Source organism: Rhodococcus jostii NBRC 16295 (genome assembly GCF_001894825.1).
GTDB lineage: Bacteria > Actinomycetota > Actinomycetes > Mycobacteriales > Mycobacteriaceae > Rhodococcus_F > Rhodococcus_F jostii.
In genome coordinates this window covers 35,240-49,261 of the sequence record NZ_BCWY01000034.1, presented here as the reverse complement: position 1 = coordinate 49,261, position 14,022 = coordinate 35,240, and the positions used below count along the sequence as shown (strand labels likewise).

18 protein-coding genes are annotated in these 14,022 nt (G+C 66.2%); 10 read left to right on the top strand and 8 right to left on the bottom strand.

Annotated features, from left to right (window positions below):
- Positions 1-2 precede the first annotated feature (2 nt).
- Positions 3-1,043, top strand: a complete 1,041-nt coding sequence (locus RJ1_RS22065) for an NAD(P)-dependent alcohol dehydrogenase (protein ID WP_073363955.1) — start codon at positions 3-5, stop codon at positions 1,041-1,043.
- 1 nt (position 1,044) lies between these two features.
- On the opposite strand, the gene RJ1_RS22060 is transcribed toward RJ1_RS22065, so the two are convergent.
- Both RJ1_RS22060 and RJ1_RS22055 read right to left on the bottom strand, forming a co-directional pair.
- Positions 1,045-1,842, bottom strand: coding sequence for an RNA polymerase sigma factor SigF (locus RJ1_RS22060; RefSeq protein WP_073363953.1), 798 nt, complete (start codon positions 1,840-1,842; stop codon positions 1,045-1,047).
- Positions 1,839-2,273, bottom strand: a complete 435-nt coding sequence (locus RJ1_RS22055; protein ID WP_073363951.1) for an ATP-binding protein — start codon at positions 2,271-2,273, stop codon at positions 1,839-1,841. Before RJ1_RS22055 ends, RJ1_RS22060 begins: the two co-directional genes overlap by 4 nt.
- Positions 2,274-2,491: 218 nt before the next feature.
- On the opposite strand from RJ1_RS22055, the gene RJ1_RS22050 reads away from it, so the two are divergent.
- Both RJ1_RS22050 and RJ1_RS22045 read left to right on the top strand, forming a co-directional pair.
- Positions 2,492-3,259, top strand: a complete 768-nt coding sequence (locus RJ1_RS22050) for a GAF and ANTAR domain-containing protein (protein WP_073363949.1) — start codon at positions 2,492-2,494, stop codon at positions 3,257-3,259.
- A gap of 355 nt (positions 3,260-3,614) precedes the next feature.
- The gene (locus RJ1_RS22045; protein ID WP_338049566.1) at positions 3,615-3,926 is read left to right on the top strand and encodes an STAS domain-containing protein; all 312 of its coding nucleotides are present in this window, start codon (positions 3,615-3,617) and stop codon (positions 3,924-3,926) included.
- 22 nt (positions 3,927-3,948) lie between these two features.
- On the opposite strand, the gene RJ1_RS22040 is transcribed toward RJ1_RS22045, so the two are convergent.
- From RJ1_RS22040 to RJ1_RS22035, 3 genes are all read right to left on the bottom strand, one after another.
- Positions 3,949-5,163: a glycosyltransferase gene (locus RJ1_RS22040; RefSeq protein WP_073363947.1), complete on the bottom strand. Its 1,215-nt coding sequence runs from the start codon at positions 5,161-5,163 to the stop codon at positions 3,949-3,951.
- A 185-nt stretch (positions 5,164-5,348) separates the two neighbouring features.
- Positions 5,349-5,504 carry a DUF6131 family protein gene (locus RJ1_RS46805; RefSeq protein ID WP_162850336.1) on the bottom strand — a complete coding sequence of 52 codons (156 nt, stop codon included), beginning with the start codon at positions 5,502-5,504 and terminating at the stop codon, positions 5,349-5,351.
- Positions 5,505-5,520: 16 nt separating this feature from the next.
- Complete coding sequence (locus RJ1_RS22035) at positions 5,521-6,078, bottom strand: DUF2231 domain-containing protein (protein WP_073363945.1); 558 nt, start codon at positions 6,076-6,078, stop codon at positions 5,521-5,523.
- A gap of 97 nt (positions 6,079-6,175) precedes the next feature.
- Between RJ1_RS22035 and RJ1_RS22030 the strand changes: the two genes are divergently transcribed.
- Positions 6,176-6,406 (top strand): hypothetical protein, encoded by a 231-nt coding sequence (locus RJ1_RS22030; RefSeq protein WP_016882734.1) that lies wholly within the window; start codon positions 6,176-6,178, stop codon positions 6,404-6,406.
- 20 nt (positions 6,407-6,426) lie between these two features.
- Here the strand turns inward: RJ1_RS22030 and RJ1_RS22025 are convergent, their stop codons facing one another.
- A complete protein-coding gene (locus RJ1_RS22025) occupies positions 6,427-7,287 on the bottom strand; it encodes a PPK2 family polyphosphate kinase (RefSeq protein ID WP_073363942.1) in 861 nt (286 codons plus the stop codon).
- Positions 7,288-7,322: 35 nt separating this feature from the next.
- On the opposite strand from RJ1_RS22025, the gene RJ1_RS22020 reads away from it, so the two are divergent.
- On the top strand, positions 7,323-8,798 hold the full coding sequence (locus RJ1_RS22020; protein ID WP_073363940.1) for a flavin-containing monooxygenase: 1,476 nt from the start codon (positions 7,323-7,325) through the stop codon (positions 8,796-8,798).
- Here the strand turns inward: RJ1_RS22020 and RJ1_RS22015 are convergent.
- Both RJ1_RS22015 and RJ1_RS22010 read right to left on the bottom strand, forming a co-directional pair.
- The gene (locus RJ1_RS22015; protein ID WP_073363937.1) at positions 8,785-9,093 is read right to left on the bottom strand and encodes a DUF4873 domain-containing protein; all 309 of its coding nucleotides are present in this window, start codon (positions 9,091-9,093) and stop codon (positions 8,785-8,787) included. The two genes, RJ1_RS22020 and RJ1_RS22015, sit on opposite strands and share 14 nt — an antisense overlap.
- Before the next feature lie 48 nt (positions 9,094-9,141).
- Entirely contained in the window at positions 9,142-9,876 is a 735-nt protein-coding gene (locus RJ1_RS22010) for a TetR/AcrR family transcriptional regulator (RefSeq protein WP_073363935.1), read from the bottom strand.
- Positions 9,877-10,020: 144 nt separating this feature from the next.
- On the opposite strand from RJ1_RS22010, the gene RJ1_RS22005 reads away from it, so the two are divergent.
- From RJ1_RS22005 to RJ1_RS21985, 5 genes are all read left to right on the top strand, one after another.
- Positions 10,021-11,292: a DUF445 domain-containing protein gene (locus tag RJ1_RS22005; RefSeq protein WP_083400723.1), complete on the top strand. Its 1,272-nt coding sequence runs from the start codon at positions 10,021-10,023 to the stop codon at positions 11,290-11,292.
- 104 nt (positions 11,293-11,396) lie between these two features.
- A complete protein-coding gene (locus RJ1_RS22000) occupies positions 11,397-11,903 on the top strand; it encodes a helix-turn-helix domain-containing protein (RefSeq protein WP_005261063.1) in 507 nt (168 codons plus the stop codon).
- Positions 11,896-12,720: a major lipid droplet protein TadA gene (tadA, locus tag RJ1_RS21995; RefSeq protein ID WP_073363931.1), complete on the top strand. Its 825-nt coding sequence runs from the start codon at positions 11,896-11,898 to the stop codon at positions 12,718-12,720. The genes RJ1_RS22000 and tadA overlap by 8 nt, the downstream gene beginning before the upstream one ends.
- A 72-nt stretch (positions 12,721-12,792) precedes the next feature.
- On the top strand, positions 12,793-13,086 hold the full coding sequence (locus tag RJ1_RS21990) for a DUF2516 family protein (RefSeq protein ID WP_012689027.1): 294 nt from the start codon (positions 12,793-12,795) through the stop codon (positions 13,084-13,086).
- A gap of 163 nt (positions 13,087-13,249) precedes the next feature.
- Complete coding sequence (locus tag RJ1_RS21985; RefSeq protein WP_073363930.1) at positions 13,250-14,020, top strand: MerR family transcriptional regulator; 771 nt, start codon at positions 13,250-13,252, stop codon at positions 14,018-14,020.
- Positions 14,021-14,022: the final 2 nt, after the last annotated feature.

Here is a 14,022-nt window from a genome sequence, read left to right as displayed (position 1 = left end):
GCATGGTTACCGCAGCCGCATACGCAGTGACGTCCGCCGAAGGCCCGTTCGAGAAGACCACCATCGATCGCCGCGAGCTCGGACCGCTCGACGTGCTCATCGAGATCGCCTTCGCCGGCATCTGCCACTCCGACATCCACACCGCCCGCAACGAGTGGGGCGGGACCCGGTATCCGGTGGTCCCCGGTCACGAGATCGCGGGCGTGGTGAGTGCGGTCGGATCCGAGGTCACGAAATATCAGGTCGGCGACCGCGTCGGCGTCGGCTGCTTCGTCGACTCCTGCGGAGAGTGCGACGCGTGCCGGGCCGACGAGGAGCAGTACTGCTTCGACCGGGTCACGGGAACGTACAACGCCACGGGGCGTGACGGCGAGCGGACCCAGGGTGGCTACTCGACGCACATCGTCGTGACGGAACGATTCGTCCTGTCCATCCCCGACGGGCTCGAGTTGGACGTCGCGGCGCCGCTGCTCTGCGCCGGCATCACCCTGTACTCACCCCTCGCACACTGGGGCGCCGGGCCGGGGAAGAAGGTCGCGGTCATCGGAATGGGCGGTCTCGGGCACGTCGGTGTGAAGATCGCGCACGCGATGGGCGCCGAGGTCACCGTGCTCAGCCAGTCCCTCGGCAAGAAGGACGACGGGCTGAAGTTCGGAGCCGACCACTACTACGCCACCTCCGATCCGGACACATTCAGGCAGTTGCGTGGAAAGTTCGATCTCATCGTCAACACCGTCTCGGTGAATCTCGACATCGACGCCTACCTGTCGATGCTCGCGATCAACGGCACCCTCGTCGAACTGGGACTGCCGGAGAAGCCGATCGAGGTGCGCGCGTTCAGTCTCGCGGCCAACCGTCGCAGCCTGGCCGGTTCGATGGTGGGCGGCATAGCTCAGACCCAGGAGATGCTGAACTTCTGTGCCGAGCACGACATCGGCGCCGAGATCGAGGTGATCTCCGCGGGCGAGATCGACGACGCCTACGACCGGGTCGTCGCCAGCGACGTGCGGTACCGATTCGTGATCGACACGGCAACGATCTGACTCACTGATCCCCGAGTTGGTCTCGCAACGATGCCAATGTCTTCGCCAGCAGGCGCGAGACGTGCATCTGCGAGATGCCGACGCGATCGGCGATCTGGGTCTGCGTCATGTTGCCGAAGAACCGCAGCATGAGAACGGTCCGCTCCCGTTCGGGCAGTGATTGGAGCAGAGGGCGCAAGGTTTCGTGGTTCTCGACGTCGTCCATCGCGGCGTCGTAGTCGCCGAGTGTTTCCACCATGGACAGCTCGCCGGCGCGATCGGAGGACGTGTTGTCGACGGACACCGTCTGATACGCATTGCCGGCGAGAAGACCCTGCGCCACCTCCTCCTGTTCGAGGTCGAGGTGCTCGGCGAGTTCGCTGACGGTGGGGGCGTGGCCGAGGCTCTGGGACAGTTCGGCGACGGCCTGGCTGAGTGCGAGATGCAGTTCCTTCATGCGGCGCGGCACCCGGACCGCCCACCCGGTGTCGCGGAAATGCCGTCGTACCTCACCCATGATGGTGGGGACGGCGAACGACACGAAGTCGGAGCCACGCTCGACGTCGAACCGGTCTACCGAGTTGACCAGGCCGAGACGCGCGACCTGGACCAGATCGTCGTGCGCCTCCCCGCGGCCGTCGAAACGGCGGGCGATGTGCTCGGCGAGGGGAAGGCAGCGAGTCACGACGGCGTCGCGCAGTCTGCTGCGCCGGGGGTCGCCCTCGTCGAGGGCTGCCATCCGTTCGAACATTGCTGTGACGTCCTGATACTCGTCCGGCCAACGGGCCGTGTGCCCCCCACTGTGAGTATGGGACGTCACAGACTCAGGCCGTTCTTCACCTTGGTGAATTCCATGGTGGTCACGAACCCGGCGGTGGTGGGATCGCGTTCCTGTTTCAGATCGACCGAATCGGTCAGGGCGTTGAGTACGTGCCAGGCGAACGAACGCTCGCCGAGAGAGTCGACCGACGTGGTGGTGCTCGACACGTCGACTCGCAGTGTGCCGTCGAGATATTGCAGGCGGCACACCAGGACCGCGTCCGGTGTGGCCCGGACGATCAGCTGGGTACAGATCTCGTCCATGGCCAGTTTGATGTCGGCGATGGAGTCGAGGTCGAAGTCTTCGTGGATGGCAACGGTTGCTGCCAGGGCGCGCAGTACGGAGAGCTGATCGGGCGTTGCTCGCACGCGCAGTTCGACGACGGGATGTGTGTGATCCTGGTCGGGTTCGATTGTCTTGGCGATGGCCATGAGACCTCCGGGTCGGGCGTACCGGGCTTACGCGGGCGGTGGGTCGGCTCGCGCTGCTGAGAAATCAGGGTAGCGATCCGGCGACACCGCAGGTGGAATACCGCAGAACAGGGCCGATCAAACCAGTCCGATCAGTACGTTTGCCCGAGTAGTGTGGGCGGCACCATCAGCGTTCCTCAGGCCCTCGCAGGGCATGGTGGTCACGGGAGACGAGCGGGATGCCTGACGAGATTCACCTGCACACGTTGACGAGTGACGTCGACACCGCGAACGCCGACGCCGTCACCGCGTCGCTCGAATCGGTTCTCGAGTTACTCGAGACCGAGGACGAGGCCAACGTCGTACTGCACACGCTGTGCCTTCAGATAGTCCAGGCGTTCCCGGGTGCGGCGATGGCCGGGGTCACCGTTCTCCGGCCGGCGGGTCCCGTCACGGCGGCGGCGACGTCGGACGAGGTGGCGCGCCTGCAGGAGTTACAACACCGCTTCGGCGAAGGCCCTTCGCTCGACGCGGCACGCTCCGCCGACACCGTGCGGGCCGACCGCGCGGGAGCGCACGAGAGGTGGCCCGCGTACGCCGCGAGTTCCGAACAGGCCGGTGTGCACAGCTATCTGTCCGTGCCGTTGCTGCCCCGCTCGGAGCAGCCCGGCGCGCTGACTCTGTACGGCGTATTGCCGCACGCCTTCCATCGGATGGACGAATCCGTGCTCGAGTTGTACGTGGAGGCGGCAGCCGTCGCGGTGCGCAATGCGCGTCGGCACGGCGAAGCGCGAAATCTGATCGAACAGCTTCGCATTGCCGTGCGTACACGCGCGGTCATCGACCAGGCGAAGGGAATCGTGATGGCGCTGCGCGGTCTCGACGCCGAGACCGCGTTCGACGTTCTCGTTGCTCGTTCGCAGCGGGAGAACGTCAAACTGCGCGTGGTCGCAGAACGTGTCGTCGCGACTGTTTCCGGGCGTGCACCCGTGCGTAACGGTTTGTAATCGCTCACCTGGGCAAATGAGGTCGCGAGTATCTGTTATTTCCTTGTGACACATCACAGGCGGGAGTAGTCTCGAACCGAGGTTGAACACACAGCCGATGTCGGGAAGCGCTGCCGTAGCAGACAGTGTCATGTGTCCGAGGTCGGGTCTGTCTGCAAGTGCTCCGCTTCCCTACTCAATGTTCGAGATGGGGTGAGCCATGTCTGTTGGTGCAGGGGTCCCAGAACCTGAACTGGCGTGTTCGGGCACGGAGTTCGGTACCGGTTACACGCCGAGAGTAACGCTCTCGGCCGTCGGTTCCGCTCCGACACGCTGTGCGAGCGCGGAATTCACTTCCGAGCGACTCGGTTCCGGGGTGGTGTTGGTAGGGGTGCGAGGCGAGATCGACCTGTTCAGTGCACCGGTCTTCCGCGACTACGTGTGCACGCAGATTTCGCCGGAGGGGCAGTTCATCCTCGACATGTCGAAGGTGGACTTCATCGGTACCGCGGGTCTGTCGGTGCTCGACACCGTGCACGCGAGAAACGTCCGGGACGGGCGGACGTGGGCGATGATCTGCGGCCGTCCGGTCTACCGCCTGCTCAGGGCGGCCGGCCAGGAGTCGAGTTACCCGTGCTTCGCGTCCGTGGACAGTGCCCTCGGGGCCTGGCACGGCAGAACGGCCTGATCGATCGAACCGGTGCCCACGCTCAGTGGGCACCGGTTCGACTCGTGCGCGGAGGCGCCGACACGCAGCGCCCGTAGGCGCGGAGGGTGTCGGTGGCGACACGGTCCCACGAGTAGCGTGCCCGCGCGCGGTCGCAGCCCGCCATACCGTAACCGGTGCGCAGGGCGTCGTCGTCGAAGATCTGCCGCAGGGCCTCGGCCAGGCGGACCGGGTTGCGGGGCGAGATCAAGCGTCCCGTGATCCCGTCGACCACCGTGTCCCGCATACCGCCGACGGCGGACGCCACCACCGGGGTTCCGCAGGCCATCGCCTCGAGCGGGACCATGCCGAACGGCTCGTACCACGGGGTGCACACGACGGCATCTGCGGAACGCAGCAGTGACGGCATGGCATTTCGCGGCACACGCCCCACGATCTGTACCCGGTTGCGCACCTTCGCTTCACGGGCCAGCGTCAGCAGCCGCGACGCCTCGGGATCGTCGGAGACCTCGTCGGCGGCCGGCCCGCCGGCGATGACGAGTTCGGTGTCGGGGAAGTGGGCGAGCGCCTCGATGGCGGTGTCGAAGCCCTTGCTCGGCGCCAGTCTGCCGACCATGACGAGGCGATGGCGCTTGCCCTTCTCGTCGGCGCGGCCGTCGGGCGTGAACTCGGCGACGTCGACACCGGATGGGACCACCGACGTGCGCGAGCGGGGCAGGCCGAGGTGGGAGAGTTCGAAGACCTCGTCCGTGCACGTCGCCACGACTCGCGTTGCTCCGCGGGCGATCAACTGTTCCAAGTGAATTCGGCTGTGCGTGCTCGACGGCTCCCCGTGCTCGAATCTCTGCTCGACCACCCCCAGCGCATGGAACGTCTGGACCACCGGAATGCCGAGCGTGCGAGCGGCGAGTTGCGTCGCGATCCCCGACATCCAGTAGTGGGCGTGGACGATGTCGGGTCGCTCGGCTTCCCATTCGGTCTTCAGGAAGCTGCCGAATGCACCCATCAGCGGCAGGATCTCGGCTTCCGGCATGCGTCGGGCCGGCCCGACCGGCACGTGCACGACGGTGTACCCGCCCGAGGTCGTGACCCGTTCGGGGACGTCGTCCCTCTCCGCCCGGGTGTAGACGGTGACGTCGTGCCCCTCCCTGGTGAGAGCGGCCGACAGTTCGGCAAGGTGAATGCTCTGGCCCCCGACGTCGGCGCCGTCCGAGATGTCGAGCGGACTGGCGTTGGCCGAGACCATCGAAATCCTCAATCGTCTCGAGGTGCCGACGGTAGCCGTTCTCATCGGCTGCACGCCGCACACGGGAGGTCTCGGTTCGCGATGAATGGCGGTCATGCCACGGGGATTCCCGAACTGCGGGTTTGTAAACCGACCGGCTAGCACTCTGTCACAGGACGGGTGGCACCGGCCGGCTGGTATTGCGATTCGGGGCGTGTCTAGTACCAGCGCCGCCTGCCGCCGACCGCACGCCCGGTGGAGCCGAGAATCCAGAGGACCGCGCCGATCACCACGAGAATGATGCCGATGGTCCACAGCCACGTGAGGCCGGTCAGCCATCCGATCAGGAGCAAGATCAGTCCGAGCACGATCATGACGTTCCTCGATTCTTCATCCCACCGGCGTGAGGAGCGAGTCCGATGTCGGACCCTCCCGCACCCCGTCGACTCCTGCGCCCATTGCGTAGGTCAGATGCCCGCCGAGCGCGCCGCCGATGCCGATCGCGAGGAGTCCCGCGGTGCTGGTGGCGACGGCGCGTGCGTCCGTTCCGTGTCTGCGGCGGAGGTAGGACGCGAGCATGGCCGTGATCCCGATGGCGTTGGCCTCGGCGTGGATCAGGCCGACACGGCGCTGACGCGTGTCGCGCTCGGCCCAGTCCGCCCAGCCGGTTACCAACGTCGGGGGAGTGGCGAGCAGACCCAGGCCGATCAGCCTGCGTGCGCCGACGTGATCGCGGAATGCCAGATCGAAGACGGTCGCGCCGACCCACGCCCCGATCGGGAGGCTGACGAGAACGGGATGCACGGGGTGCCCGAGCCAGGATCCGCGCAACACCGCGCCCGCGTCGGACGAACCGAGTGCCCCCTGGATCCTCTGTTGCAGAAACCGGCTACCGCCGTCGAGGAAGCCGGCGGATTCCGCTTTCCGGAACAGGATGTCGAGCTTCATGTTTTCCGGTTACCCAGGGCGGCGCGAAGAAAACCGGCCTACCTTGTCGTCGGTGCAGGTCGGGCGTAGCGTCGGGACCAACGTTCTCGAAGGTGAGGTGAGTGCCGTGAAACTCAATCTCTTCGCTGCTTGGGTCAGCTTCGCTCTCGTGTTGTTGTCGGTGGTCTGTCTCGGCGGGTTCCTCGTCGCCGCAGGTTCGGGGCAGGGCGGCTGGGCGGTGATCTCCGGATCTCTGTGCGTGGTCGCGTTGGCCGGGGCGATGGCGCTGTACGGCGGAGCCGTGCGTCACGATCACAGGCTGCACCACGAAACGCCGCACCTCTTCTGACTGCGGCAATTCCGGGAGGCTCAGGATTCCGCGAGCCTCCGCTTCTCCGCATCGATGTCGAAAGTGGCGGTCGGCCAGTCGAGGTCGAGCTTCTCCAGAGCGTCGATCAGCAGTTCGGTGACCGCGATCCGGCTGTACCACTTGCGGTCGCACGGAACCACGTACCACGGCGCGTAATCGGTCGACGTCTTGTCGAGCATCGCCTGATACGCCTCCTGGTACGCGGGCCACAGCTGGCGCTCGTCGACGTCCGACGGGTTGTACTTCCAGTACTTGTCCCGGCGTTCCAACCGTTCGCGCAGCCGCGACTTCTGTTCGTCGAGTGACACGAACATGGCCACCTTCACCAGAGTCGTGCCGGCCAGGACGAGTTCCTTCTCGAATTGGTTGATCTCGTCGTAGCGCCCGGTCCAGATCTCTTCGGGCACGAGGTCGTGGACCCGGACCACCAGCACGTCCTCGTAGTGCGACCGGTCGAATACCCCGAGCTGCCCACCGCGTGGCAGGGCCCGGTTGATCCGCCACAGGAAGTGATGCCGTTTCTCCTCGGCAGTGGGCACTCCGAACGCAGCGTGATCCACGCCCTGCGGGTCGACGTGTCCGATGACGTGGCGGACCATTCCGCCCTTCCCCGCGGTGTCCATTCCCTGGAGCACGAGGAGCACCGACCGTCGGTCGCCGGATCGTCCGTTGGCGTAGAGCTTCTCCTGCAGCGAAGACAGTACCGCCCCGCGTTCCTCGAAGAGCCGGAGCCCGTCCGCCTTGTCGCCGACGAATCCGGGTGTGCCGTTGCACTCGAGTTCGGCGACCGGTTGGTCCGGGTTGGCCCGCACGGCCAGGGCGGCGGGCGTCTTCCAGAATCCGCGTGCGTCGTCTGCCATGTACAAACAGTGCCACAGGGGCGTTACATGGAGGAATGGGCGGCGGGATGCATCGTTGCCGTGTCCTGGTGATCGGGACGGGCTTTTCCGGTCTGGGCACGGCCATCCAGCTCCGCAAGCGAGGACGCGACGACTTCATCCTGCTGGAGAAGGCGCACGAGGTCGGCGGCACCTGGCGGGAGAACACGTACCCGGGCTGCGCCTGTGACGTTCCCTCGCACCTGTACTCGTTCTCGTTCGAGCCGAATTCCGACTGGACCCAGATGTGGTCGGGTCAGGCGGAGATCTTCGATTACCTGCGCGGCCTCGCCGACAAGTACGACCTGCGGCGCAACATTCGTTTCGGCAGCACGATGACGAGCGGGTACTGGGACGCCGACGAGCAACGGTGGCACGTGCGCACCGAGTCGGGCGACGAGTACGTGGCACAGTTCCTCGTGTCCGGGATCGGCGCCCTCCACATCCCGAACGTCCCCGATCTGCCCGGCGCGGACACGTTCGGGGGCGCGGCGTTCCATTCGGCGCAGTGGAACCACGACTACGACCTTCGCGGCAAGCGGGTCGCGGTGATCGGCACGGGGGCCAGCGCCGTCCAGTTCGTTCCCGAAATCGTCGACGACGTCGCCGAGTTGCAGATGTACCAGCGGACGCCGCCCTGGGTGATACCCCGCGTGAACTTCGACATTCCGCCGGAGGCGCGGCGCCTGTTCGGCCGGGTTCCGCTGGCGCGGCGGATGGTGCGTGCCGTCGTCTACTGGTTGCACGAGTCGTTGGCGCTCGGGTTCAACGGCCACTCCGGCCTGATGCGACCGATCGAGAACCTGGCGCGGAAGAACCTGAACAAGACCGTCGCCGATCCCGAACTGCGCCGCAAGCTGACGCCGTCGTACCGCATCGGCTGCAAGCGAATTCTGGGGTCGGGTGACTACTACCCGGCGCTGGTCTCGCCGAAGTCGGAAGTGATCACCGAGGGCATCGCGGAGGTTCGGCCGCACAGCATCGTTGCCGGGGACGGGCGGGAACGGGCGGTCGACGCGATCATCTACGCCACGGGCTTCCACGTCACCGACGGCTTCGACAATGTCCGCCTCACCGGGGTCGACGGCAGGTGCCTCGCCGACGAATGGGAGGAGCACGGAATCCGCACCCATCTCGGAATCACCGTCGCGGGGTACCCCAACGTGTTCTTCCTCCTCGGCCCCAACACCGCGCTCGGTCACAATTCGGTGGTGTTCATGATCGAGTCGCAGATTCGTTACGTTCTGCGGCTGATGGATCTCGTCGACCGGCGCGGCGCCGATTCCGCGGTCGTCCGGCAGGCGGTGCAGACCGGTTTCAACGCCGACATCCAACGGAAACTGGCGAAGGGTGTGTGGTCCAGCGGCGGGTGCGTCAGCTGGTATCTGGACTCGCACGGCGTCAACCGCACGATCTGGCCGGGTTCGACCGTGCGCTATTGGAGGCGGACGCGTTCGGTCGATCCGGCGGAGTTCGAGTTCACACCCGGCTGAAGGGTGGGGGCGTCACTCCGTCGACGAGGTGGCTGCCCCAGAGGTCCACTCCGGTGATCCGGGCGGTGGCCGTGCCTTCCGGGCCGGCGATCTGCAGTTCGGTGCCTGCCGACAGGTCGGTGTCTGCACCGAGGGCGTCCGTCAGGGTGCGGACGCGGCCGTGCCACACGTACCGGCCGCTGATGGGTTCGAAGTTTCCCGCCAGCTGGACCTGCACGGTCACGGCGGGACGGTCGCCGACGACGACGTCGGCGGGGCCGCGGTAGCCCTCTTCTTCTTCCCCGTGTTCGTTCACACGGGCAAGTTTACCTGTAACTGAAAGTTACACAAGAATGGATCGCGCTTATTCGGCCTCGGGCGGAAGCAGCGGGTGCGGGATCGCGTTGAACCGCGCAGGCGAGCCGTTGACGGCCGCGATACCGGTGACGCCACCCCAGGTCATCATCGTGAGGTAGTTGATCAGATCCTCGACCGACATCGACCGGTTGGAGATCCACCAGTGCGTGGCCAGTTGCACGCCGCCGACGATTCCGTACGCCCAGGGGACGGCCCCGCCGGAATCCATCTCCATCTGCCGCAACCGCTCGCCGAGAACCGTGGAGAGCACCTCCGCGATCATCCGCTCCGAGTCGGCGACCGTGTCGCGGCCTGGTCCGGAACCGTTGGCCATGATGTAGAGATACACGTCGGGATCCGACGCCACCGTCTCGACATAGGCCGTGATGGTGGCGCGGGTCAGCTCGAAATCGTCGAGGTCGCCGCCGATGGCCTCGTAGATCCGCGGTGCCAGCGTCGTCTCCACGTATCGCGCCATGGTCGCGTTCGTCAGGTCGCTCTTGTCCGCGAAATAGCGGTAGAGGACGGTCTTGGAGACACCGATCTCCGACGCGATCTCGTCCATCCCGATGTCGCGTCCACGCAGGCGGATGGCGGCGATCGTTCCGTCGACGAGTTCCTCTCGGCGCGCGATCTTGTGCTCACGCCAGCGGCGCTTGCGCCCGTCGGGCTTTGCCGCTTTCTCCGTCTTCGTCATCGACTCGGTCACCTGCTCAGGATCCTTCACGTCGTCGTTCGCCACTGAGTCTCTTCACATCCGTTTCGTGTCGCGATCTCCTGCCAGCTTAGTGCTCGGGCGTTGTCGCACGGCACAACGCCGCCTGTGCGGGCGCGCGTCCCCTGCTGGACGGCCGCCTCCGGGCCGACCTTGGGCACAATGGCGTCTGTGGACCAACTGAGTCTTTCCGCCTTCGACGACGATGCGAAGCGCCGCGACCTTCGCAGGATGAAGACTGTCGCGACCGGCTTCCTCGTCTTCGCCACCGTGGTCTACCTCGTGTGCCGGTGGCAGGAATCGCGCGGCGCTGGGGCGTGGGTCGGGTACGTGCGGGCCGCGTCGGAGGCGGGCATGGTCGGTGCCCTGGCCGACTGGTTCGCGGTGACGGCCCTGTTCCGGCATCCCCTGGGATTGCCGATCCCGCACACCGCGATCATCAAGCGGAAGAAGGATCAGCTGGGCGCGAGTCTGAGCAACTTCGTCGGCCAGAACTTCCTCGCACCCGAGGTCGTGTCCGCGAAGGTGGAGGCGGCGGAGATCCCGCTGCGGCTGGGCACCTGGATGGCGCAGCCGAAGCATGCCGCGCGCGTCGCCGCCGAGACGGCCACTATCCTGCGGGGCTTCGTCGAGATCCTGCGTGACGAGGACGTGCAGCAGATCATCGACAGCACGCTCGTGCGCAGGCTGGCCGAGCCTCAGTGGGGGCCGCCGATCGGACGCGTTCTCGGTGAACTCCTGCGCGAGAATCGGCAGCTGCCCATTCTGGATCTGCTCGCCGAGCGGGCGCACCAGTGGGCGCTCGGGAGCCAGGAGACGATCGACCGGATCGTCAGCCGCGATTCGCCCGCCTGGTCGCCCAAGTTCGTCGACGCCATGCTCGGCGAGAAGATCCACCGGGAGCTCGTCGAATTCACCTGGAAGGTGCGATCCAATCCGGAGCACGAGGTGCGGCAGGCGGCCAACCGGTTCCTCGTCGACTTCGCCGACGACCTGCAGAACGATCCCGCGACCATGGAGAAGGCGGAGAAGATCAAGGCCGAGATCATGGGCCGCGAGGAAGTGACCGGCCTCGCCGCCGCGACGTGGACGGTGGCCAAGCGCCTCATCATGGAATCCGTCGACGACCCGAACAGCACGCTGCGCACTAAGGTCGCCGAGAACGTGGTGCGCTTCGGTGAGCGGCTGCGGGACGACCACGAGCTGAGGACCAAGGTCGACGGGTGGGTGCTCGCCGGGACGCGGTACATCGTCGTCCATTACACGGACGAGATCACCGCGATCATCACCGACACCGTCGAGCGCTGGGACGCCGAGGAGGCGTCGAAGAAGATCGAGCTCCAGGTGGGGCGGGATCTCCAGTTCATTCGCATCAACGGCACGGTGGTCGGCTCGATCGCCGGCCTGCTGATCTACACGTTCTCGACGTTGCTGTTCGGCTGAGGTCCGGATCACAATGAAGGCCCGCTAGCTGGGTGCTAACAGAGTGCTTGCAATTGCTAGCACCCTCCTTTAGGCTTGGTTCTGCCCAGCAACACGGAGGACTGATGGCAAGCGATGATCGCGACGCGGCCGGTGCAGGAGATCTGGCAGCTCGCGTAGTCAGCAACGCCGCTCACGACATCGGAGGTTTCATTCGTGCCCAGCGCGAAGCGGCCCAGGTGTCGATGCGGCAGCTGGCGCAGCTGGCCGGTGTCAGTAATCCGTATCTGAGTCAGATCGAGCGTGGGTTGCGCAAGCCCTCGGCCGAGGTGCTTGGGCAGATAGCCAAGGGTCTCCGGGTCTCTTCGGAGGTCCTGTACGTCCAGGCGGGTTACCTCGAGCAGCGGCCACACGGTCCCCTCCGTGACGCTCTGCTCGCGGATACGGCCATCACCGAGCGGCAGAAGCAAGTGCTGCTCGAGATCTACGAGTCGTTCTGTCGTGAGAACGAATCGGCGGAAGCGGCCGAATCCCGGACGTCCGAGCTTCGGACAGAAGAACACCAGCGTTCTGATTCCCAGACGCCGGAACCAGAACCCCCCACCGTTGAACAGGAGAAAGCCGATGACTGACCAGAAGACCATCGACAGCGTCAAGACCTCGCTGTACGCGGCCGTAGGTGCCGGAGACGTCGTGGTGCAGGCCGTGGCCGACGTCGTCGCCCAGGTCCGCTCGCGCGCCGAGTCCACCCAGGGTGACGTCGAGGAGCGTGTCGGCGGCGCCAAGGAGCGCATCGCCGGACTCCAGGAAGAGGTCACCGAGGGCGTCGAGAACCTGCGCGACCGCCTCGCCGGACTGCCGTCCGAGCTGCCCGAGGAGCTTGCCGAGCTGCGGGAGAAGTTCACCGCGGACGAGCTGCGCAAGGTCGCCGAGGCGTACCTGAAGGTCGCCTCCGACCTGTACACGTCGCTCGCGGAGCGTGGCGAGGACACGGTCGAGCGCATCCGCAAGCAGCCGGTCGTCGAGGAGGGCATCGGCCGCGCCGAGACCGCTTTCGGTGACGCCGTCGAGCTGACCGAGGAAGCTCTCGGCACCGTGGCCCGTCAGACGCGCGCCGTGGGCGAGCAGGCCGCGAAGCTCGCGGGCCGCGCTTCGGGTCGCATCTCCGACACCGCCGAGGGCCTCGGCGAGGCCATCGCCGACGCCGGCGACGAGGCTGCCCTGAAGGTTCTCGACCTGGGTGATCAGGCCGAGGAGGCGTCGAAGGACGCCGCCGATCGCGTCACCGCCACTGCGGCCGACGTCCAGGCTCGCGCCGACCAGGCCGTCCCGGCCAAGCACGCTGCTCCGGCCAAGAAGGCTGCTCCGGCCAAGGCTGCGGCAGCTCCCGCTCCGGCCAAGAAGGTGGCCGCTCCGGCCAAGAAGGCTGCTCCGGTCAAGAAGGCTTGATCCTTCACGCTTTTCGGCCCCCGCACCGTTGGTGCGGGGGCTGTTTGCATGTCGACCTCGTAGGATGGAGCTGTGATTCAAGTTGACGGCGTCGTCTCGGTGATCTTGTTGGTGATTCGCATCGTCGCCCTGGGTGGTGCGGCGTTCGCGCTGTTTCACGCAGCTCGCCAGCGCAAAGACGCGTTCACCGCTGTCGACAAGTTGAGCAAACCGATCTGGCTGAGCATTCTCGCCGTCGCGTTCCTCGTTCTCCTGCTGTTCCCCGCGGTCCAGTTGTTCGGCATCGTCGCCGTCGTCGCCGTGTGCGTGTATCTCGTCGACGTGCGTCCACGAGTCGACGACGTGCAGCGTGGGCCTCGCTGGTAGTCGGGCTCCCACCTGCTTCCGCAACGAAGTCGTGGACTTCGTATGCCTCGATAATGACAATGGACATTGTGACAATGCTATTGTGGTGAAAAGGCAATCGAGGAGCTGACATGTCCGTCGTCCACACGCGTGAGCTGCTGCTCCGACGGGCGCACATCGTCCGATGAAGGAATTCCGGATCGACGACCTCGCACGCGAGGCGCGGGTGAGCGTGCGCAACGTGCGCGTCTACCAGGACCGCGGTCTGCTTCCGCCGCCGCGGAAGCAGGGGCGCACCGGGTGGTACAACGAGTCGCATCTCGCCCGGCTGCACCTCATCGGGCGCATGCTCGATCGCGGCTACACGTTCGCCACCATCAGTGAGCTCCTCACCGCCGCCCACTACGGTCTCCAGGTCAAGGACGTCCTGGAAACCGACGACCCGGGCACTCGATGGACGAAACGACGGCGAGCAGCCCGCCTCACGGTGGCCGAGCTGCGACGCATGTTCGGTGCCCAGACCACCGACGCGAACATCGCCCGCGGCACCGAACTCGGCGTGCTCGTTCCCGCCGGCGAAGACTATTCGGTGAACAATCCGCGGCTGGTCGAGGCGGCGCAGCTCCTCGTCGATGCCGGCATCCCGCTCGAGGACGTCCTCGAACAGACCGCGGCGGTGCGGCAAGGACTCTCGGACGTCGCGGCGCGGTTCGTCGGTGTCGTCGCAGACCGATATCTGGCCGCCGAAGGTGAGCCGCTCGAACTCGACGAGGCGACGGTCTCGGACATCGCACAGCTCGTCGACCGGATGCGACCTCTCGCACACGACGCCGTCCAGTCGCTGTTCGAGGAGGCGATGGAAGAGCAGATCTCCCAGGCGCTCGAGCGAGCGGCCCGGCAACTCGGCGACACGCCGGATCCGGCGAAGAACCCAGACGCCCACAGAGCAAGTTAGAC